A 20,855-nucleotide genomic window follows, 5' to 3' on the forward strand; every position below is an offset into this window, starting at 1 on the left:
ATTAGTGTTTTGAAGCCTAAAGTCGTAAATAAAAGTAAACCTGATAATTTTATATTAATTACTGGAAATTTAAAACTAACCCAAAAAGACTCGTATTTGCCGCCAATGTATATCGGGAATAAGAATAATTAAACTTTAACTTATTCATTTTTAATCCAAAACCTAATGAAACTCCGGAAAAATTACGCTGTTCTTCAACACGCAATTCTTCCCCTCTTCTAAAATTATATCCTAAACGCAGATTAAATGCTCTTTTTGGAAAAAGCTCCACACCTAATATAACATGTCGCAAAGCATTATTTACAAATGAAATTTTTTCCTCGCTTGTTGATCCGTCAATATTGGTTTCTCCCCTCACAGGATTTGAAAAAGCTATTTTCCATTGCTGCAGGTTTTCCAAAGTTAGATGCCAGCGAATGGGAACATGTTCTAATTCCTGCGAAACTCCAGCTGTAATTTCAAAAGGCAGGTTTTCCTTTATTCCCGAATAGGTTGTAAACTGAGTACCAATATTACGGAATACCAATGCCAGGTTTATATCATTTTTTTCAATCACATACAAAAAACCTAAGTCAACTGCTCCTCCTATTGAATTATAACTTTCTAAAGTTGAAGTTATTAATTTGGCATTTGCTCCAATATGAAGATCTGTAAAAGGAACGTTGTAAGCATATCCTAAAGATAATGCGCCTTCGCTTCCTGTAAAATCAGATGTTGCCTGACCATTTTCATCATAACCTTCAAAAGAACCATAGTTTATATAATTAACCCCTGCATAAAAAGTCTGCAAATGGCGGTCATACGTATAAGCATATGAAGCCGTTCCGTAAGAAGCTTCTCCATAGTAATTCCCATAATTCAAGGCAAGATGATTGTCCATGTCTTCATTCAGAACTGCCGGATTAGACATAGCCTGATTAACATCTTCATCATATATTGTAATAATTTTTCCGCCAAGAGCTGCCTGACGCGGAGATGCTGTTAAATTTAGAAACTGATAGGTGTAGCGCCCTCCAACCTGCCCGAACGAAACCGAACAAATTAGTATCATAAAAAATAAAACATAGTGTTTTAACATTTGTTTGTGGCGTTCCTATGTGGGAATAACGCGAATACAAATATAAAATTATATACAGGAAAAATAAAAGTAAAACAACTTTCATTCAAAAATTCCAAAATCAAAAAAAATCATAGATAAATGAAAATAAAAAATTCCAAATCCCAATAGTAAAATTGGAATTTGGAATTTAAAATTTAGGTTTTAAAACCTAGATTGGAATTTGGAATTTAAATATTGGAATTTAAAATATTGAATTTATTTCAACGTCTTAGCATTCTTAACATTTTGATCTGTTAAAGCTATTGCTAAAACTTCGCTCATTTCTTTTACATAATGAAAAGAAAGACCTTCTAAATATTCAGCTTTGATTTCGTCAATATCGCTTTTGTTTTCATGGCAAAGAATAATCTCTTTAATTCCGGCTCTTTTTGCGGCAAGGATTTTTTCTTTAATTCCGCCAACAGGCAGAACTTTTCCACGCAAAGTAATTTCTCCGGTCATAGCCAGACTTTTCTTTACTTTCTTTTGAGTCAGTAATGACACTAAAGACGTAAGCATTGCAATACCCGCACTTGGACCGTCTTTTGGCGTTGCCCCTTCCGGAACGTGCAGGTGAATATTATATTTTTGGAATAATTCAATACCCAAACCTAACTTTTTAGCATTTGCCTTAATGTATTCAAGCGCAATCGTAGCCGATTCTTTCATTACATTTCCAAGGTTTCCGGTAATTGTTAAAGAACCTTTTCCTTCAGAAATTAAAGATTCGATAAATAAAATATCACCTCCTACACTTGTCCAGGCTAAACCTGTAACAACACCGGCAACATCGTTATTTTCGTATTTATCACGCTCTAGTCTCGGAACTCCTAAAACTTTTATAATATCTTCGTCGGTAACTTTTTTGTTATACTCCTCTTCCATTGCAACAGCTTTTGCTGCATTACGAATTACCTGTGCAATCTTTGTTTCCAGATTACGAACACCGGATTCTCTTGTGTAACCTTCTACAATTTTTTCTAATTGTTTTTTACCAATTGTCAAATCTTTGGCCGTTAATCCGTGAGCTTCTAACTGTTTAGGAAAAAGATGTCTTTTTGCAATTTCTACTTTTTCTTCAATGGTATAACCAGACATTTTGATAACTTCCATTCTGTCACGCAAAGCAGGCTGAATAGCGCCCATATTATTGGAAGTCGCAATAAACATTACTTTTGATAAGTCGTAACCCATTTCCAGGAAATTATCATAAAAAGCATTGTTTTGCTCCGGATCTAAAACCTCTAATAATGCAGAAGATGGATCACCGCTGTTCCCGTTTGATAATTTATCAATTTCATCTAAAATAAAAACCGGATTTGATGTTCCTGCTTTCTTTAAACTCTGGATAATTCTTCCCGGCATTGCACCGATATATGTTTTTCTATGTCCGCGAATTTCTGCTTCATCGCGCAGACCGCCTAATGAAATACGTACATATTCACGTCCTAAAGCCTCGGCTACAGAACGGCCAATTGAGGTTTTACCAACTCCCGGAGGTCCTGTTAAACATATAATTGGTGATTTCATATCATTTCGCAATTTTAAAACTGCCAAATGCTCAATCATTCTTTTTTTGACTTCTTCAAGGCCAAAATGATCTTTATCCAAAACCTTTTGGGCAAATTTTAAATCAAATTTGTCTTTGGAATATTCGCCCCAAGGCAATTCTAAAAACAACTCTAAATAATTACGCTGAATACCAAAATCTGGTGACTGCGGATTCATTCTGCGCATTTTAGATAATTCTTTTTCGAAATGTTTCTGCGTTTTTTCGTCCCACTTTTTGGTTTTCGCTTTCTGTCCCATTTCGTCCATTTCCTCTTCCTGCGAAACGCCTCCCAATTCTTCCTGAATGGTTTTCATTTGCTGGTGAAGGAAATATTCACGCTGCTGCTGATCTAAATCAAAACGAACTTTTGACTGAATATCGTTCTTCAATTCTAATTTTTGAAGTTCAACATTCATGTATCGCAATGTTTCTAAGGCGCGTTCTTTTAAACCATTTATCGATAAAAGACCTTGTTTTTCTTTTACGGATAAATTCATATTTGAAGAAACAAAATTGATTAAAAACGATTGGCTTTCAATGTTTTTAATGGCAAATGTTGCTTCAGAAGGAATATTTGGGCTTTCTTTGATAATCTGAATGGCAAGTTCTTTTACAGAATCTAAAATAGCCGTAAACTCACTGTCATTTTCATCCGGGCGTTCTTCTGCAACTTCTTTAATTGTTGCAGTCATGTATGGCTCTTCTAAAATAACTTCGTCAATTTCGAAACGTTTTTTTCCCTGCAGAATAACCGTTACATTTCCGTCAGGCATTTTTAAAACACGCAGAATACGTGCAACGGTTCCTATTTTATGAATATCGTCTTTTGACGGATCTTCGTCTTCTTCATTAATTTGAGAAACTACACCAATAATTTTTCCGCCGGCATTGGCGTCATTAATCAGTTTAATTGATTTATCTCTCCCAGCAGAAATTGGAATCACAACTCCCGGGAATAAAACAGTATTTCTTAAAGGTAAAATTGGCAGGGAAACAGGAAGTTCCTCATTGTTCATTTCCTCTTCGTCTTCTGGAGTTAATAATGGAATTAATTCTGCTTCTGAATCAAATTCTTGAAGTGACAGATTGTCAATAGTGAGTATTTTATGATTTGACATAATAATATATAAGTCTTTTTGTCATTAAAAGTTTAATACAACTTGTAAATAAGGTCCAGCGTTCATTATTTTTTAATAAAAATAAACTAAACATTTAATTTACAAGATATAACTTTAAAATAGACAATCACTATGCCAAGAATGGAATATGTGAATCTATTTAATTAGCCAAACTAATAAAACCAAATTGTATTACCAAAAAAAATCCGCACAAAGCGGATTTAATTTCTTCGAAAGTTTGTTAATCCAGATCTTCAATATTAATATTAAAAGAGCCTGTTATTGTCTTTTCATCGTTTGTAGTAAAATTTTGAACGACAAAATTAAAAGTTCCCTCAATGTTTGATGCTGTTTTTAAGGTAATTGTAATTGAACCCGATTGTGAATTATACAAAAGGTCATTTACCCTGTAATAACCTCCAATTACATTTACAAGTCCCCCTTCCTCATTCGATACATTACCCGAAACCTGATAAGTTCCAACAGAAGATGATTTATTAATTTTTAAACCAATACTTGAACTGCCATCATTCTTTTTTCCTACTACACTATAGTACGGGTTGCTTCCGCTTGCACTTACACTAGTTACATCGACTTTGTCATTTATAAAATCAACTCCGTCGACTTTTGCTTTCAAAATGTTATCAGAATCTTCAGCAGGAATATCCTCTGTGTAGGATATATTTGTAAAAGTTCCATTTGTAATTACTTTTATCTCCGTTAAATCATTTTCAGTCTCTCTAAATCCTGTAAATTGAAATGTACCTGAAATCGTTTTTTTTGTTTTATCTACCGCAGTAATTTTAATAATAGCAGTGTCTGTATAATTTTGTACACCCAAAAATGCAGCATCTTCGTTTGAAGCACTAATAAATCCGTTTCCATCTACCTCCTGAGCATAAGCCAGAACAAAACTTTCTGCATTTTCATGACTGTTTGCCCATGTATAGGTTCCTATTTTATTGCTTGGTAAAATCATCTGGATTAAATCTCCTTTAGAAGACCTAACACCAGTTATAACCACATAATTATCTGATACAATTGCATTTGTAACGTTTGCAGTAAATTCTTCTTCTCCAACTTTAGCTGTAAAAACCGCTTTTTCATTTACATTTCCATTATTTTCAGAATTAGAAAAATCCAAACCATTATCAAAATCCTGACTGCACGAGCCCAAAAAACCGGCTATTGCAAAAAACAAAAGAAATAAAATCTTATTTTTTTTCATACTTAATTTAATTTATCTGCAAATATAAACTTTATCGAATGAAATAAAAATCTTACATGTTTATTCTTCAAAAATTTTCATCTGTTGTGAGTATTAAATTATTTTCAAAAAAAATAAAAGTAATTTTATCAAAACTGTAACAAACCAAAAAAAGTAAAGTCATTATAAAAAACTAGCAACCATTACTTGAGTATAACTAATCAAAATATCGAAGAATTAATCGCGCTTTGTAAAACCAATAATCAGAAAGCACAATTCGAAGTTTACAATCGTTACAGCAAAGCTATGTACAACGTAGCTTACAGAATTGTAAAAGACGAGCATTTTGCACAAGACGTCATGCAGGAAGGTTTTTTGAAAGCTTTTACAAAAATTAACGATTATAAACAGGAAGTCGCGTTTGGTGCGTGGCTCAAAAGGATCATCATTAATTATAGCATTGATTTTTACAAGAAAAACAATGCCTTTCAAATGGATGACCTAAACAAAACGCTCTTTAAAATTGAGGAAAACGATTCGGTATTGTCAGATAGTATCGACCTGAACTCACTTAAAGTGAAACAGGTTCTGGATACCATTTCAGGCCTGAAAGATAATTACAGAATGGTTCTTACGCTTTTTTATATTGAAGGTTACGATCAGGAAGAAATCTGCGAAATCTTAAATATTAGTTATGCCAACTGCAGAACAACGCTGAGCAGAGCGAAAGAAAGTTTACGAAAAAAATTAGAGGAAATATGAAAAAGGAAAATGAAGAATTAGATCAACTATTTAACAAGTTTGAAAATCAGTGGGATATTCATGAAATGAATCCGGATCATCAAATTGATTTCTTGAATAAATTAAATAATAAACCGCAAAAGAAAAAGAATTTTTACGGCTGGGCTATGGCTGCTTCGATAGCACTGCTTTTAGGAATATCATTCTTTTATAACAACAATGAAAAACCTAAAGAATTCAAATTTGCATCAAAAGAAACCAAACGCACCGATTCGATCTTTAATATTTTAATTGAGAATGAGCTAGTTAAATTAAAAGAAAAAAATTCTCCGGAAAATGAGCAAATTATAAATGATGCTTTAAAGCAAATGAAAGTTTTTGACGCCGATTATGAAAAAATCATTAAAGAGGTTCAGAAAAACGGAGAAAACAAACAGATTATTTACGCTATGATAAGCAACCTGCAAACTAGAATTTCTTTTTTACAGACAGTTTTACAGCGAATTGAAGAAAACGAAAACTTAAAAAACACATCTAATGAAAAAACATTATAATTTATTAATCTTATTGCTTTTGATTCCTTTTTTAGGGTTTTCAAATGATGATACTTATATCACAAAACAAAAAACTATTAAAAAAACGTATATCGTAAACCCGAATGCCGGAATTGATATTGATAACAAATACGGAAATATCTCTGTGTCTACCTGGGATGAAGATAAAATAGATCTTGACATTACGATTAAGGTCAATGGCGCCAATGAAACGTGGGTAAACGAACGTTTAAACAGCATTGACATTGATATTACAGCGCTTAAAAGTTTAGTGACTGCGATAACTAATATTGGAAATTCATCTCTTAAAAGCCGGGGAAGCAATAACAGTTTTGAGATTAATTATACTATCAAAATTCCGAAAAATGGTTCTGTAAAACTAATTAATAAATATGGAAATATTTCTGCCCTGAATTTAGAATCAACAACTGATATTAGCTGTAAATACGGAAAAGTGACACTGGGAAGGCTAAACGGAGCGAGCAACAGAATTGAGATTGCTTACTGCCAAAATTCAAGTGTTGACTATATTAAAAACGGCGTTATTGATGCCCGATATTCAGGTCTGAGAATCAATGATTCAGGAAATCTTAATCTTGATGCCAATTATACTGATGTTACTTTAAATGACGGCCAGAACATTAAATATGAATGCAATTACGGAACTTTTAAATTTCAAAAAATCAATTCATTATCTGGATCCGGAAATTATCTGACCATTACAATTGGTGAAATTTCCAACAGCTTAAATTTTGATACAAATTACAGCAAAATCAGTATTGGAACAATTAATGAAAAAGCCGGAAACATTATTGTTAATTCAGGATATACAGATGTTTCTTTAGGATATAATACCAATTATGCTTTTGACTTTGATATTTCTGGAAGATATACAGGCATTAGACACGATAATAATTTAGATATAACAACAAGTGAAGTCAAAAGCAACAGCAAAAGAATCAGTGGTTATTATAAGAAAAGAGGACAAAACAAAATCAATGTTACCTCTAATTACGGAAATATATCATTAGTAAAAAATTAATCAATCATTTAAAAAATCAAAAACGATGAAAAAATCAATTCTACTTTTAGTTTGCACAGTATTTCTGTTAAGTTTTACTGCCAACGCTCAAAATAAAATTAAAGGAAATGGCAAAATAGTTAGTGAAACAAGAACAACCGGCGATTATGACGGAATTAAGGTTTCTGGTTCTTTTGATGTAAATCTTGTTGCCGGAAAAGAAGGTAAAATTTCTATTAAAGGTGAAGAAAATTTATTGTCATATGTTAAAGTGGAAGTAGAAGAAAATACATTGAAAATTTATGTTGAAAAATCGACAAACATTCGTCCATCCAAAACAATTGAAGTTGTAGTTCCATTTGATAAAGTTTCTCAATTAAGCCTTTCAGGATCAGGAAATGTTCAGTCTAAAGATATTATTAAATGTGATAATTTATCTGTAAAACTTTCGGGTTCAGGCGATTTTAATCTGCCAATTGATACAAATAATTTAGATTTGAATGTCAGCGGTTCCGGTAACATCAATTTAAAAGGCACAGCTGATAATTTTACGACAAAACTTTCAGGTTCCGGCGATATTGATGCAGCCGACTTAAAATCTAAAAATGTTATTGCCAATGTTTCTGGTTCCGGAAACACAAAAGTAAGCTCAAATGAAAGTCTTACGGCAAGAGTAGCAGGTTCCGGAAATATTAAATATTTAGGAAATCCGGAAAAGCGTGACGTAAAAGTTTCCGGTTCAGGAAATATTACAAAAGGTTAATGTATTAGTAAAAAAATATCACGAATTTCAAAATCATCATCAATCAATAATCCTGCAATTCGTGATATTGGTATCAGAGACGTTTCATTAATTTGAAACGTCTTTTTTATGAACTCTTCTCAAAAGAAAAATAGACGTTACAAAGAAAACAGCCAGAATAACAATCGCAGCACGCGGGCTTCCTGTAATCTGATCGATAATTCCGTAAACGCACATTCCTATTACAATTCCTATTTTTTCAGCAACATCATAAAAACTAAAAAATGAAGCTGTATCTTCTGTTTCAGGCAGTAACTTTGAATATGTTGAACGTGATAAAGCCTGAATTCCTCCCATTACAAATCCTACAATAGTTGCCATAACATAAAAATGCATTGGAAGGGTTATAAAATAAGCCAAAGCACAAAATACAGCCCATATAGCATTAATAAAAATCAAGGTTGGAATATTTCCATATTTTTCTGAAGCACGAGAAGTTAAAACCGCGCCCAAAACCGCCACCAGCTGAATTAATAAAATACAAATTATTAAACCAATTGTACTTTCTTCTTTTGAAGTCCACTGGATTTCCTGCGCTCCAAAATAAGTCGCTACAAGCATTACGGTTTGTACCGCCATACTTGAAACAAAAAAACCTCCTAAATATCGTCTCAAAGGAACATTGTCATTTAATAGGACCCAAACCTTTTTCAATTCTTTAAAACCGTTAAAAACAACAGATTTTGTTAGCTTTGCTCCGGTTTCTTTTCTTCCTTTTGGTAAATAGTAATAGGTATACTGACTAAATAAAATCCACCAGACTCCTACCATTATAAAAGAATATCTCATGGCTTTCATAGCCGGTTCCGGCCCTTCGATTGAAAACCAGTCCGGTTTCATTATCATCATTAAATTAATAATCAGCAAAAGCACACTTCCTATATATCCCATTGAATATCCTTTGGCACTAATTCTGTCCTGCTGCTCTTCAAAAGCAATATCCGGAAGATAGGAATTATAAAAAACCAAACTTCCCCAGTAACCTAATAATCCTAAAAAGTAAAAGATGAGTCCAACATAAATATTTTCTAAATCAAACCAGTACAATCCCATGCAGGAAAGGGCTCCCAAATAGCAGAAAAACTTCATGAAAGACTTTTTATTTCCAACGTAATCTGCAATTCCGGATAGTAAAGGTGAAATAAAAGAAACAACCATAAAAGCCGCTGCAGTTATAAAACTAATTAATGCAGAGTTTTTTAAATGCATCCCGAATACATCAATATAATGATCGCGTTTTGCAAATAATGCTTCATAAAAAATTGGAAATACTGCCGAAGCAATTGTAAGCGTATAAACTGAATTTGCCCAATCATAAAATGCCCAGGCATTTAATAATTTCTTGTCTCCTTTTTGTAGGTTTTTCATAGAAATGGTTTTGTTAATGCGCTACGAATTTATCTATTTTTTGCGATAATCAAATATAATTTATCTAAATCGTTTATTAATAAATTATAAACAATTCCGGGCATAAAAAAAGCTACTCAAACGAATAGCTTTTTTTATATTTTAAATATTTTTTATTTGATTGTACCCACTTTTAGCGCAATCGCTCTTGCTTCTGGCACTAAAGCTTTAATATTAGCTATTCTGGTAGCATCAGAAGGGTGTGTACTCATAAACTCAGGAGTTGATCCACCGCCAGATTTGGCAGACATTCTACTCCAAAACGCTACAGCATCATCCGGATTATAACCTGCAATAGCCATTAAAGTTAAGCCGATTTTATCTGCTTCGCTTTCATTGCTTCTGCTAAAAGGAAGCATTACCCCTACTTCTGAACCAAGGCCGTAAGCCTGAGCAAATATTTGTCGTGTAGATTCAGACTTACCGCTTGTGGCTGCATCTAAAGCTACTCCGCCAATTTGCTGCAATTGTGCAGCTGACATTCTTTGTGCCCCGTGATTAGCCAATGCATGCGATACTTCGTGCCCCATAACAGTTGCTAAACCGGATTCATTTTGTGTAACTGGCAAAATTCCTGAGTAAACAACAATTTTTCCTCCCGGCAAGCACCAGGCATTAACTTCTTTATTATCTACCAGTTTATATTCCCAGCGATAATCTTTTAAATATTGTGATTGTCCTAAATAGGTTAAATATTTTTCTGCTGCTGCCTTAATTTTGTATCCAACAGTTTCTACGCGTTTTGCATCTGCAGTTCCGGTGATTACTTTATTTTCAGATAAAAACTGATTGTATTGCTGAAATGAAGATGGAAATAATTCACTATTAGAAACAAAATTTAGATTTTGTTTTCCGGTAATTGGATTTGTTGCGCAGCTGCATACTAAAACAACAGCAAAAAGGCCTGAAATTAAATGTTTTTTCATGATCTTAAAATTTTAAACATACACAAAAATACAATTTATATTACTTAAAATCTTACATAATTATTTCAAACGCTATCACAATTTTACTTATCACCTACGATATGCAGTTCATTAAACTCTTTATCAACTATTAAAAAATTATTTAATTCGAAAGTAAATTTATCAAATTCAACCTTTTCATTATCGATTTCTATTTCTGTAACTTTAAAAGGCAGTCCTATTAAATTAATTTTATATTTTGAATACGGTGTTTCGTATTTTCCTTCTTTATGAAGCTGGATTATTAATTCTTTTTCTTTTCCAATAGTTCGTAATGATAAATGGCTGAAACGTCCTTTTTTATAATCATAACCGTCCTGCGCATCTTCATAAACTGCTGATTGTTCTTTACCATTTTTGTAATACACATCAAGCGTCAGCTCATCAAATTCTAATTCTCCAACATATTGCTGAACCGGGTATTTTGGAATAATCGCTCCAGCTTTTACAAAAACCGGAATTTCATCAAATTTGGTATCAATCCATATTTCTCTTCCTCCAATAAAAAGTTCGTTTGTCCAATAGTTATACCACTCACCTCTTGGAATATACATGCGTCGGCCTACAGCATTTGGTTCCAAAATCGGACATACTAATATTTGGTTTCCAAAGATAAATTCATCATTACGATAATGGGTTTGTGTGTCATCCTGATCATAATAAACCAGAGGTTTCAGCATCGGAACCCCTTCTTCAATATACTGCCAGAACATAGTATATAAATAAGGTAATAACTGATAACGAAGGCTGACAAATTTTCTTGTAATGTTGATTACTTCTTCATCAAAAGCCCAAGGTTCCTGATTTCCGTGATCTCCGGAAGAGTGCGTTCTGCAAAACGGATGGAAAACTCCTAACTGAATCCAGCGTGCATATAACTCTCCCGTTGGCTGTTCTGCAAATCCTCCAATGTCAGAACCCGTAAATCCCATTCCAGAAATTGACATTCTCTGCACCTGAATATTGGCAACCCATAAATGTTCCCAGGTTGCTACATTATCTCCTGTCCAGGAAGATGTATAGCGCTGCGCACCGGAATATGCTGATCTTGTAATCACAAAAGGTCGTTTTGGATAAGCAAATCGCTTAACACCATGATAAGTTGCCCTTGCCATTTGTGTTCCGTAAATATTATGTGCTTTCCTGTGACTGCATGGATTTCCGTCGTAAACATGGCGCACGTCCATTGGGAAAGTCTTATTTGGAACCTCCATAACAGCCGGTTCATTCATATCATTCCAAACTCCTTTAACGCCAATATCTGCAATTAATTCTTTAAATAATCCGGCCCACCACTCTCTGACTACGGGATTTGTATAATCCGGAAAATTACATTCTCCAGGCCACACCTTACCTTTCATATAAGGACCATCAGCTCTTTTGCAGAAATAATCTTTTTCTAAAGCTTCTTTGTAAACCCAGTACTCCTTATCGATTTTTATTCCCGGATCTATAATGACAACTGTTTTAAAACCGTCTTCGGCTAATTCGGCAACCATTCTTTTTGGATCAGGAAAATAGTTTTTATTCCATGTAAAACATCTAAATCCTTCCATATAATCGATATCCAGATAAATAGCATCACAGGGTATTTTAAGTTCTCTAAATTTTGATGTGATTTCTTTTACTTTACTTTCCGGATAATAACTCCATTTGCATTGATGATAGCCGAGAACCCAAAGCGGCGGTAGCTCCGGTTTTCCGGTTAAATCAGTATAGGTCGTTACGACGTCCTGCATTTGCGGGCCGTAGATAAAATAATAATTCATTTCTCCGCCTTCTGCCCAAAAACTGGTCACATTTCGTCTTTCCTGACAAAAATCGAAAAAAGTCCTAAAGGTATTATCAAAGAAAATTCCGTAAGATTGTTTGTTATGAAGACCGATATAAAATGGCACCACTTTATAAAGCGGATCCTGATCTTTTTGATACGCATATTGATCTGTGGCAAAATTTTCTACTCTTTTACCTTTAAGATTCATTTGAGTTGCTTTATCTCCAAGACCATAATAACATTCTCCATCTTTAGAGAATTTGCTCATTTTTACTATATTTCCGCCATATTCATAACTTTCTTCCCAATGAAAACCAAGTTCATCTTCAAGAATTAGAAAATCATTTAAATCATAAATGGTAAGACGTAAATCGGCTTTCTGGATCTTACATTTTACCTTGCTGGTCCTGATTTGGAAAAAAGTTTCTTCTTCTGTAAGCTCAAGAAAATTATATCCATGAAGCTGTGTTTTATCAATTGCATACGAAAAGTCATTACTGAAATAGCCTTTTGTGGTGAAGCGAAATCGAATCAAACTGTCTCTGAGAATAGTGACTTTTAAAATTACTTTATTATCCGTATTAAAAAAGATAGAATCTCCTTCGTGTTCGTACGAAATAATTTTTGATGGATATAAATCGCCTTTGTATTCTAATGATGTGTTTGTAATCATACCGCCAATGAATTAATTATAACAATAATGTCTTTCAAACATACAAAAAAAGTTAGTAAAGGGCTATGAATAAAAGGTTTATTCACGAAAACGTTTTTTCTGACTGAGTATTAAATTACCATTCAAAAAATCAATAATTCGGTAATTTAAAACCAATAAAATGACAAAACAATACTGCAAAAAATATTTGTCAGATTTTTAAACGAAAGAATAAACGGTTACACTTAAAGGTGGTAAAATTAATTCAACAGAAAAATCTCTTCCATCATAAGGAGTGATTTCAACTTTTAAAGATTTTTCGTTTCCAGCATCGCTTCCTCCATAAATTGAAGCATCAGTATTGAAAATCTCTTGTAATTTGCCTTTTTGCGGAACTCCAATTCTGTAATTTTCTCGTACTACCTGAGTAAAATTGCAGACTACAACAACATTTTCATCAGCATTATTCCCTTTTCGTATATAAGATAAAACCGCATTTTGGTGGTCCGAATAATTAATCCATTCAAAACCATCTCCTGTAAATTGCTTTTCATACAATGCAGGATATGTTTTGTACAACTTATTCAAATCTGTAATTAATCTTTTTATTCCCGAATGGAAATCGTATTGCAGTAAATGCCAGTCGAGACTTTGCTCAAAATTCCATTCGCCGGTTTGACCAAATTCGGCACCCATAAACAATAACTTTGTGCCGGGATGTGTAAACATATAACCGTATAATAATCTTAAATTGGCAAATCGCTGCCATTCGTCACCCGGCATTTTATAAATTAAAGATTTTTTGCCGTATACCACTTCGTCATGAGAAAACGGAAGCATGAAATTTTCTGTAAAGGCATATGTCATTGAAAAAGTCAAATCATTTTGATGGTATTTTCGATATACTGTTTCCTTTTGAAAATATTTTAAAGTATCGTGCATCCAGCCCATCATCCATTTCATTCCAAATCCTAAACCACCCGTAAATGTTGGTCTTGACACCATAGGAAAAGAAGTACTTTCTTCGGCAATAGTCTGAACTCCATCAAAATTAGAATAGATTACTTCATTAAATTCTTTAAGAAAACTTATACTGTCCAGATTTTCTCTTCCTCCAAAAATATTGGCTTCCCACTCTCCTTCTTTTCTCGAATAATCAAGGTATAACATCGAAGCAACAGCATCAACTCTTAATCCGTCAATATGATAATTTTGAAGCCAAAAAACGGCATTACTAATTAAAAACGCACGAACTTCATTTCTTCCATAATTAAAAACTAAGCTTTTCCAATCAGGATGATACCCTTTTCGACGATCCGGATGTTCATATAAATGTGATCCGTCAAAATAGCCTAAACCATGGGCATCATCCGGAAAATGTGAAGGGACCCAGTCTAAAATTACACCAATTCCTTCCTGATGCAGTCTATCGACTAAAACCATAAAATCCTGTGGTTTTCCAAATCGTGAAGTAGGTGCAAAATATCCTGTCAATTGATATCCCCAGGAAGGATCATAGGGATATTCCATCACAGGCATAAATTCTACATGCGTAAAACCAGTTTCTTTTACATAGTTAACTAAATCATCAGCCAGTTCCAGATAACTTAAAAACTTGTTATGATCTGCCCTTTTCCAGGATCCTAAATGTACTTCATAAACAGAATATGGCTTATCTAAAGCATTGATTTGTTTACGATTCTGCATCCAGTTTTCGTCTTTCCATTTATAATCCAAATCCCAGACTACAGAAGCAGTATGTGGTGGTTTTTCGCAATATAAAGCAAAGGGATCTGCTTTCTCAGTTACAATTCCATTAATATTCGATTGGATTTTATATTTATAAAGTGCTCCTTTAGAAATATTAGGAATAAAGCCTTCCCAAATTCCCGACGAATCCCAGCGAACATTTAAAACATGTTCTCCCTGTGTCCAATAATTGAAATCGCCAACTACAGAAACCGAATGTGCGGTAGGTGCCCAAACAGCAAAATAAACTCCTTTTATTCCATCCACTTCTATTAAATGCGCTCCTAATTTTTCATATAATTTGAAGTGTTTTCCGGCTTTGAATAAATCGATATCAAAATCAGTAAATAAGGAATGTGTGATTACTTTGGTCATATTTGGTTTTTAAGGCAATATTTAAATTTGGATTTTTTGTGTTGGAATTTATTAAGATTATTCAATTCTGAAATTATCGGATAATGTAACGCCCTTTTTAATTACAACAATCCCGTCTTTTATACTGTATAATTCGTTTGTAAAATTATCAAGATGTTTTCCGCCGCTTATATGAACATTGTTTCCAATTCGAACGTTTTTGTCTACCAAAGTATTTTTTATAAAACAATTTTCACCAATACCAACATGAATTTTGTTGATGCTGCTGTCATGGTTCATTTCATCTATATCCTGATAAAAATCGTTACCCATAACATAACAATTCTCCAAAACGGTTCCTTCACCAATTCTGGAACGAATTCCAATTACTGAACTTTTTATTTCCTTGGCATTGATAATACATCCTTCAGAAATTAAAGACTGGTTGATTATTGAATTTCTAAATTTAGACGGAGGAAGTAATCTTGGTCTTGTGAAAATTTTGTTTTCGTTATCAAATAAATTAAACTCCGGAATATCAGCTGTTAAACCAATATTTGCTTCAAAAAACGATTCTATATTTCCAATATCTGTCCAGTACCCTTCATATTGATAACTCAATATTTTATGTTTTCCAACAGCTTGCGGAATGATCTCTTTACCAAAATCTTTAGTTTCCTGATTCGCCATTAATTCTTCCAATAACGATTTATTGAAAATGTAAATTCCCATTGACGCAAGATATTTTTTGCCTTTTTCCTGCATATGTTCACTCACTTCAGATTCCCATTCAGGCAATAATGAAGCGTCTGGTTTTTCAATAAAAGCATGGATATTATTCTCATGATCGGTTTTAAGGATTCCAAATTCTGGTGCATCTTTAGCATTTACCGGCAAAGTTGCAATCGAAATTTCTGCATCAGCGGCAATATGTGCTTCGAGCATTTCGTTAAAATCCATTTGATACAATTGATCTCCCGAAAGAATTAAAGCGTGGTCAAAGTCATGTTTCAAAAAATGAGACATACACTGACGAACAGCATCTGCAGTTCCCTGAAACCAGGTTGGATTGTCAGGAGTTTGTTCTGCAGCCAAAATATCGACAAACGACTGACTGAAAATACTAAAATTAAAAGTGTTTTTTATATGTGCATTTAAAGACGCAGAGTTAAACTGTGTTAAAACAAATATTTTAAAAATATCAGAATTGATACAATTTGAGATGGGAATATCGACCAGACGGTATTTTCCTCCAATCGGAACAGCCGGCTTTGATCTTGTTTCAGTTAACGGAAACAAACGTGATCCTTGTCCTCCTCCTAAAATAATAGCAACTACGTTTTTCTTTTTAAATTTCATTTTTCTGAATTATTAGGTTGTATATCTCAATATATTCTTGGCAGACACTTTCCCAGGAATGGTCTGCTTCCATTCCTCTTTTTAAAACTTTATTAAAATTAATTTTATCATTGTACAGTTTTACAGCACGATTTATAGAATAACAGATGTCTCCAACCGAAGCCTGATCATGGCAGATTCCGTTTCCTTCGTCGCCAAAATCAATAACCGTATCTCGTAAACCTCCAGTTCTTCTAACAATTGGTATTGTTCCATAACGCATTGCATACATTTGATTCAACCCGCATGGTTCTACTCTCGAAGGCATTAAAATATAATCTGAACCTGCGTATATTAAATGGGCTAATTCTTCATTATAGCCAATAAAAACATTGTAATTTCCTTTATAGTCATCACGTAATTGTGTGAGCTGGGATTCGATTTCTGAGTTTCCGGAACCTAAAATTAAAATATTAATATTTTCAAAATTTTCTGACAATGCTAATGCAGAAGCTTGTGGAAGCAAATCTCCTCCCTTTTCTTCAAACAAACGCCCAATAAAACTAAATAATGGTTTAGAAGGATCAAGTTCAAACTGCTCGCATAACTTCTCTTTATTTTTCTGTTTTCCTGTTTCAAAATTTTCAATCGAATAATTTGCTGCAATCATTTGATCTTTTAAGGGATTCCATACTTCAATATCAATTCCGTTTAAAATTCCTTTCGATTTATTTCGAACAGTTTGGAATAAACTTTCCAAACCATTTGCGGCGTAATTAATTTCATCTAAATAACTCGGAGAAACTGTAGTTACGGCCTGAGCACATTTAACGCCAACAGCAAGTGAATTAATCGCATTATTCCATTCTAAAAATCCAACATGTTTCAAATCAAATTCCGGCAGGTAAAATAGTTTGTCAAAACCAAACCATCCCTGATATAATCCGTTATGAATTGTTATAACGCTTTTTAGATCTTTTAACTTTTCATATTTATAAGCAAACTGAGTTAAAAACGGGATTAATCCTGTATGATGGTCGTGGCAGTTAATAATATCCGGAACTGTATTTCGGGTAATAATCCAATCTAAAGTTGCAATTTGAAAAGATAAAAATCGTTCAATATCATCTTCATAACCGTATACATTTGATCGATTAAACAATTCATCAATTTCTATGAGGTATAATTCATATCCTAATTTATCCTTGTTTTCCTTTAATACACTAAAAGGAAAATTGAAACTTCCTAATTTAATTGTCCCCGAATGAACAAGCGTAAAGTCATTCTCTTTTTTAAATTTTGTATCATACGCCGGAACTACAACTCTAACCTCATGGCCAGCATTATTTTGATATTTTGGCAGGGCACCAACTACATCGGCAAGTCCGCCAACTTTAGCCATCGGATAACATTCTGCACTAATATGAAAGATTTCCATTCAGAAATTTATTTGTGATTATTTTTTAAGAAACAATCATTAATATGCTATTTTTATGTTTTTTAAATTTAGCAAAAAATAAGCAAAGTTTAGCTTCAAAATAAGTTTTATTGAAATGGCAAAAAAGGCAATTAATCCTACTAAATCATTAAAAATTCCGCAGATAATTATAATATCTGCCAAAATCTTCTCTTATATATCCAGCAAATTGGTTACAAAATTTGCAGCAAGAATTTTTACCACACCAATAAAACATAAAATTCCAAAACGAGAATTTGAAATGGATCGTAAAAGCGTACAGAAAAAAATTTACGTTCCGGCAATCAAAAAAAGCATTGTCACTTACAAATATGGGAGTAGCGAACGTAAAATACTTTTAGTACACGGATGGTCAGGACGAGGAACACAGTTATTCAAAATAGCCGATGAGCTTTTGCAAAATGGATATTCAACTATTAGTTTTGACGCACCTGCTCATGGAAAATCTGAAGGAAAAACGACAATAATGTCTGAGTTTATAGATTCAATACTGGAAATAGAAAAACAATTTGGGCCTTTTGAAATTGCAATTGGACACTCATTAGGAGGAATGTCTGTTTTAAATGCCACAAAAGATGGTCTCAACGTAAAGAAAGCCGTAATTATTGGAAGTGGTGATATTGTACAGGATATTTTGGATGAATTTATTTTTAAACTCGGACTGAAAAAAGAAATCAGTAATTTACTTAAAAACTTTTTTGAAGAAAAATATCAGGTAAAAATGGATGATTTTACAGCTTACAAGGCAGCACAAAAAATTGAAATTCCGGTTTTAGTAATTCATGATCATGATGATCCTGAAGTTTTGGTTAAAGCAGGAATCCATATTCATCAAAATTTAAAAAATGGTACTTTATTTTTAACCGAAGGACTTGGACACAGAAAAATTCTAGGAAATCAAAATGTCATAAAAAAGACTTTAGAATTCATTAAAATCAGTTAACTTTATAAGAGATAACTATTTAAAAATCAAAAATAAAGAAAGCTAAAAATGGATTTATTTGGAGAATCATCAAACTGGGAAGCTAAGTTGAAGCCCATTTTAAAGAAGTACAAAGGCAGGCAGCATCCTCTCAATTATCATAGCACTTATCAGTTATTAGTAATGGTTGTTCTCTCAGCTCAGGACTCAGACGCTAATATTAATAATATTGCTCCGGCTTTATTTGAAAAATTTCCAAATTTAAAAAGTCTGTCTAAAACAGATTTTGAAACATTCATGCCGTACATAAGTAAGGTACGAAACCATGCAACTAAAGCTAAATGGCTTTTAGAAATTGCTCAAGAACTAAAAGACGATAAAAATATTCCTTCTACCATGTCAGCCCTAACTGCTTTAAAAGGAATTGGAAGGAAATCTGCAAATGTTATTTTAAGAGAAACCAATAAACCAGCTGAAGGAATTATTGCCGACCTACATGTAATAAGAGTAGCTCCAAGAATTGGAATCATCAAAGAAAGTAAAGATGGTAATAAAGTAGAAAAAGATTTAATGCAGGTTCTACCACAAAATATTTGGTCAGAAATAGGAATGGCCATTTCATTTTTAGGAAGAGAAATATGCAGACCAAAACCAAAATGCGAAGAGTGCCCTTTGACTGATATTTGTCTTTATTATAACACGGTCGTAGTTCAAAGAAATTAAACTACTTTCTTCTTGTGTCAATTAAGTAAATAATTTTCCAAAAGTCTTTTTCTTTAAACAGTGTAAAGGTATTTACTCCCTTATGGCTTAATTTATCATTAATATAAAACTCATAAGGTGCCCAGACATGTGCCATTGAGCCATCAATCTGGATATTATAACTCAATATTTTTTCTTGAAATTTCATGTTTGAAGGAATCGACGCAATTGATTTATAAAACTCTTTTGCTGTTTCATCAGATAATTTATTTCCTTTTAAAACACTTTCATTAATCGACTGCAAAATCATTTTATCAGCACAAACCGATTTTATTTTAACAGAATCTCTTAGATGAAAACCTTCAAAAAATATTTCAATAGTTTTTTGAACTTCTTGTTTCTGTGCGTCTGTAACTAATCCCAACAGTAGAAAAAATAGTATAAAATAAGTTTTCATAATAAAAACGTTTTTTTAGTTATACTCCAAATTGTTTAAAATGATGATCTAAATGCTTTGCAAACATATTGTTCCACTCCTTAGATGTTAATTTCCCAAAAGAAAGAGATTCCTTTCCTTCAAATTCATTTTCTCCTAATTCCTGAGTTTTAATTAAATAATTTATAAGTCTGTTCTTTTCCAATGCAAAATTACAGTCACCAGTTATAATAAATTGTGGAGCTGTATTAAGACTTCTTGTATAAGGTTTTTCGCTTACAACTTTATTCTTAGCCAGTAATTTCAATAAAAGTTTTATCAAAAAATTTGGTTTGGGATGAATATTATCATAAACCATTTCATACGTAACGTTACAATGCGCAAGCATTTGGCTAACAGACATTTTACCCCAAAGTGGTTGAGAATCTGACTTAAGCTCATTTATTCTGTTAATAAATTGATCACAATCTTCTTTAAGAAAAACGTTTTGCACGATTATAGATAATTTTTAAAATTCAATAAGCACTGTAAAAATATAAAAATTATAATTAATACAAATCTATCCTAAATATTAAAAATTTTAGTTTTATCCAAAAAAAAACTTCAATTAGCTTTGCTAATTGAAGTTTCTAGTACTCAGAGCGGGACTTGAACCCGCACGAACATTGCTGTTCACTGGATTTTAAGTCCAGCGTGTCTACCAATTTCACCATCCGAGCATTTTATTGTGGTACCTCCAGGGATCGAACCAGGGACACATGGATTTTCAGTCCATTGCTCTACCATCTGAGCTAAGGTACCTTATTTAGTTACACTAATAACTAAAAATTAGAATAAAAAACCCCGTTTCTTGGAAACAGGGTTTTTAAAAAGAAAGGCGACGACATACTCTCCCACATAACTGCAGTACCATCTGCGCAGGCGGGCTTAACTTCTCTGTTCGGGATGGGAAGAGGTGAGCCCCGCCGCAATAACCACCTTAAGA

17 protein-coding genes, 2 tRNA genes and 1 rRNA gene are annotated in these 20,855 nt (G+C 33.1%); 6 read left to right on the forward strand and 14 right to left on the reverse strand.

All coding sequences use genetic code 11. The features are described 5' to 3' along the window. Nucleotides 1–58: 58 nt before the first annotated feature. The 3 genes from porQ to ASE21_RS13390 form a co-directional block, all read right to left on the reverse strand. Nucleotides 59–1,078: a type IX secretion system protein PorQ gene (porQ, locus tag ASE21_RS13380; RefSeq protein ID WP_057123151.1), complete on the reverse strand. Its 1,020-nt coding sequence runs from the start codon at nt 1,076–1,078 to the stop codon at nt 59–61. 237 nt (nt 1,079–1,315) lie between these two features. After that, entirely contained in the window at nt 1,316–3,769 is a 2,454-nt protein-coding gene (gene lon / locus ASE21_RS13385) for an endopeptidase La (RefSeq protein ID WP_057123152.1), read from the reverse strand. A 241-nt stretch (nt 3,770–4,010) separates the two neighbouring features. Then, on the reverse strand, nt 4,011–4,997 hold the full coding sequence (locus ASE21_RS13390; RefSeq protein WP_057123153.1) for a DUF6252 family protein: 987 nt from the start codon (nt 4,995–4,997) through the stop codon (nt 4,011–4,013). 186 nt (nt 4,998–5,183) lie between these two features. On the opposite strand from ASE21_RS13390, the gene ASE21_RS13395 reads away from it, so the two are divergent. From ASE21_RS13395 to ASE21_RS13410, 4 genes are read left to right on the forward strand one after another with little or no spacing between them, the layout of a single operon-like run. Next, nucleotides 5,184–5,738, forward strand: coding sequence for an RNA polymerase sigma factor (locus ASE21_RS13395; protein ID WP_057123154.1), 555 nt, complete (start codon nt 5,184–5,186; stop codon nt 5,736–5,738). Continuing rightward, the gene (locus ASE21_RS13400) at nt 5,735–6,271 is read left to right on the forward strand and encodes a hypothetical protein (RefSeq protein WP_057123155.1); all 537 of its coding nucleotides are present in this window, start codon (nt 5,735–5,737) and stop codon (nt 6,269–6,271) included. Before ASE21_RS13395 ends, ASE21_RS13400 begins: the two co-directional genes overlap by 4 nt. Continuing rightward, the gene (locus ASE21_RS13405) at nt 6,255–7,313 is read left to right on the forward strand and encodes a hypothetical protein (RefSeq protein WP_057123156.1); all 1,059 of its coding nucleotides are present in this window, start codon (nt 6,255–6,257) and stop codon (nt 7,311–7,313) included. Before ASE21_RS13400 ends, ASE21_RS13405 begins: the two co-directional genes overlap by 17 nt. 25 nt (nt 7,314–7,338) lie before the next feature. After that, on the forward strand, nt 7,339–8,055 hold the full coding sequence (locus ASE21_RS13410; protein ID WP_057123157.1) for a head GIN domain-containing protein: 717 nt from the start codon (nt 7,339–7,341) through the stop codon (nt 8,053–8,055). Nucleotides 8,056–8,142: 87 nt separating this feature from the next. Here ASE21_RS13410 and ASE21_RS13415 read toward each other — a convergent pair whose 3' ends face one another. The 6 genes from ASE21_RS13415 to ASE21_RS13440 all read right to left on the reverse strand — a co-directional run bounded on the left by ASE21_RS13415 (nt 8,143) and on the right by ASE21_RS13440 (nt 17,771). Further along, complete coding sequence (locus tag ASE21_RS13415; protein WP_057123158.1) at nt 8,143–9,462, reverse strand: MFS transporter; 1,320 nt, start codon at nt 9,460–9,462, stop codon at nt 8,143–8,145. A gap of 152 nt (nt 9,463–9,614) precedes the next feature. After that, nucleotides 9,615–10,427 (reverse strand): M48 family metallopeptidase, encoded by an 813-nt coding sequence (locus ASE21_RS13420; RefSeq protein WP_057123159.1) that lies wholly within the window; start codon nt 10,425–10,427, stop codon nt 9,615–9,617. Between the two features lie 83 nt (nt 10,428–10,510). After that, nucleotides 10,511–12,913: a glycoside hydrolase family 31 protein gene (locus ASE21_RS13425; RefSeq protein WP_057123160.1), complete on the reverse strand. Its 2,403-nt coding sequence runs from the start codon at nt 12,911–12,913 to the stop codon at nt 10,511–10,513. Nucleotides 12,914–13,111: 198 nt separating this feature from the next. Beyond that, nucleotides 13,112–15,016, reverse strand: a complete 1,905-nt coding sequence (gene glgB / locus ASE21_RS13430) for a 1,4-alpha-glucan branching protein GlgB (RefSeq protein ID WP_057123161.1) — start codon at nt 15,014–15,016, stop codon at nt 13,112–13,114. Between the two features lie 57 nt (nt 15,017–15,073). Then, nucleotides 15,074–16,354: a glucose-1-phosphate adenylyltransferase gene (locus tag ASE21_RS13435; RefSeq protein WP_057123162.1), complete on the reverse strand. Its 1,281-nt coding sequence runs from the start codon at nt 16,352–16,354 to the stop codon at nt 15,074–15,076. Continuing rightward, entirely contained in the window at nt 16,344–17,771 is a 1,428-nt protein-coding gene (locus ASE21_RS13440; protein ID WP_057123163.1) for a glycogen synthase, read from the reverse strand. Before ASE21_RS13440 ends, ASE21_RS13435 begins: the two co-directional genes overlap by 11 nt. Nucleotides 17,772–17,886: 115 nt before the next feature. Between ASE21_RS13440 and ASE21_RS13445 the strand changes: the two genes are divergently transcribed. Both ASE21_RS13445 and ASE21_RS13450 read left to right on the forward strand, forming a co-directional pair. Next, complete coding sequence (locus tag ASE21_RS13445) at nt 17,887–18,753, forward strand: alpha/beta hydrolase (protein WP_057123164.1); 867 nt, start codon at nt 17,887–17,889, stop codon at nt 18,751–18,753. 48 nt (nt 18,754–18,801) lie between these two features. Beyond that, the gene (locus tag ASE21_RS13450; RefSeq protein WP_057123165.1) at nt 18,802–19,455 is read left to right on the forward strand and encodes an endonuclease III domain-containing protein; all 654 of its coding nucleotides are present in this window, start codon (nt 18,802–18,804) and stop codon (nt 19,453–19,455) included. A 1-nt stretch (nt 19,456) separates the two neighbouring features. Here ASE21_RS13450 and ASE21_RS13455 read toward each other — a convergent pair whose 3' ends face one another. From ASE21_RS13455 to rrf, 5 genes are all read right to left on the reverse strand, one after another. Continuing rightward, nucleotides 19,457–19,891 (reverse strand): nuclear transport factor 2 family protein, encoded by a 435-nt coding sequence (locus ASE21_RS13455; protein WP_057123166.1) that lies wholly within the window; start codon nt 19,889–19,891, stop codon nt 19,457–19,459. Between the two features lie 19 nt (nt 19,892–19,910). Continuing rightward, nucleotides 19,911–20,363 carry a DUF1569 domain-containing protein gene (locus ASE21_RS13460; protein WP_057123167.1) on the reverse strand — a complete coding sequence of 151 codons (453 nt, stop codon included), beginning with the start codon at nt 20,361–20,363 and terminating at the stop codon, nt 19,911–19,913. Between the two features lie 140 nt (nt 20,364–20,503). After that, nucleotides 20,504–20,589, reverse strand: a tRNA-Leu gene (locus tag ASE21_RS13465). A gap of 9 nt (nt 20,590–20,598) precedes the next feature. Beyond that, a tRNA-Phe gene (locus ASE21_RS13470) sits at nt 20,599–20,671 on the reverse strand. A gap of 71 nt (nt 20,672–20,742) precedes the next feature. Then, nucleotides 20,743–20,852, reverse strand: a 5S ribosomal RNA gene (gene rrf, locus ASE21_RS13475). Nucleotides 20,853–20,855: the final 3 nt, after the last annotated feature.

This window comes from Flavobacterium sp. Root901, assembly GCF_001429765.1.
Classification (GTDB): Bacteria; Bacteroidota; Bacteroidia; order Flavobacteriales; family Flavobacteriaceae; genus Flavobacterium.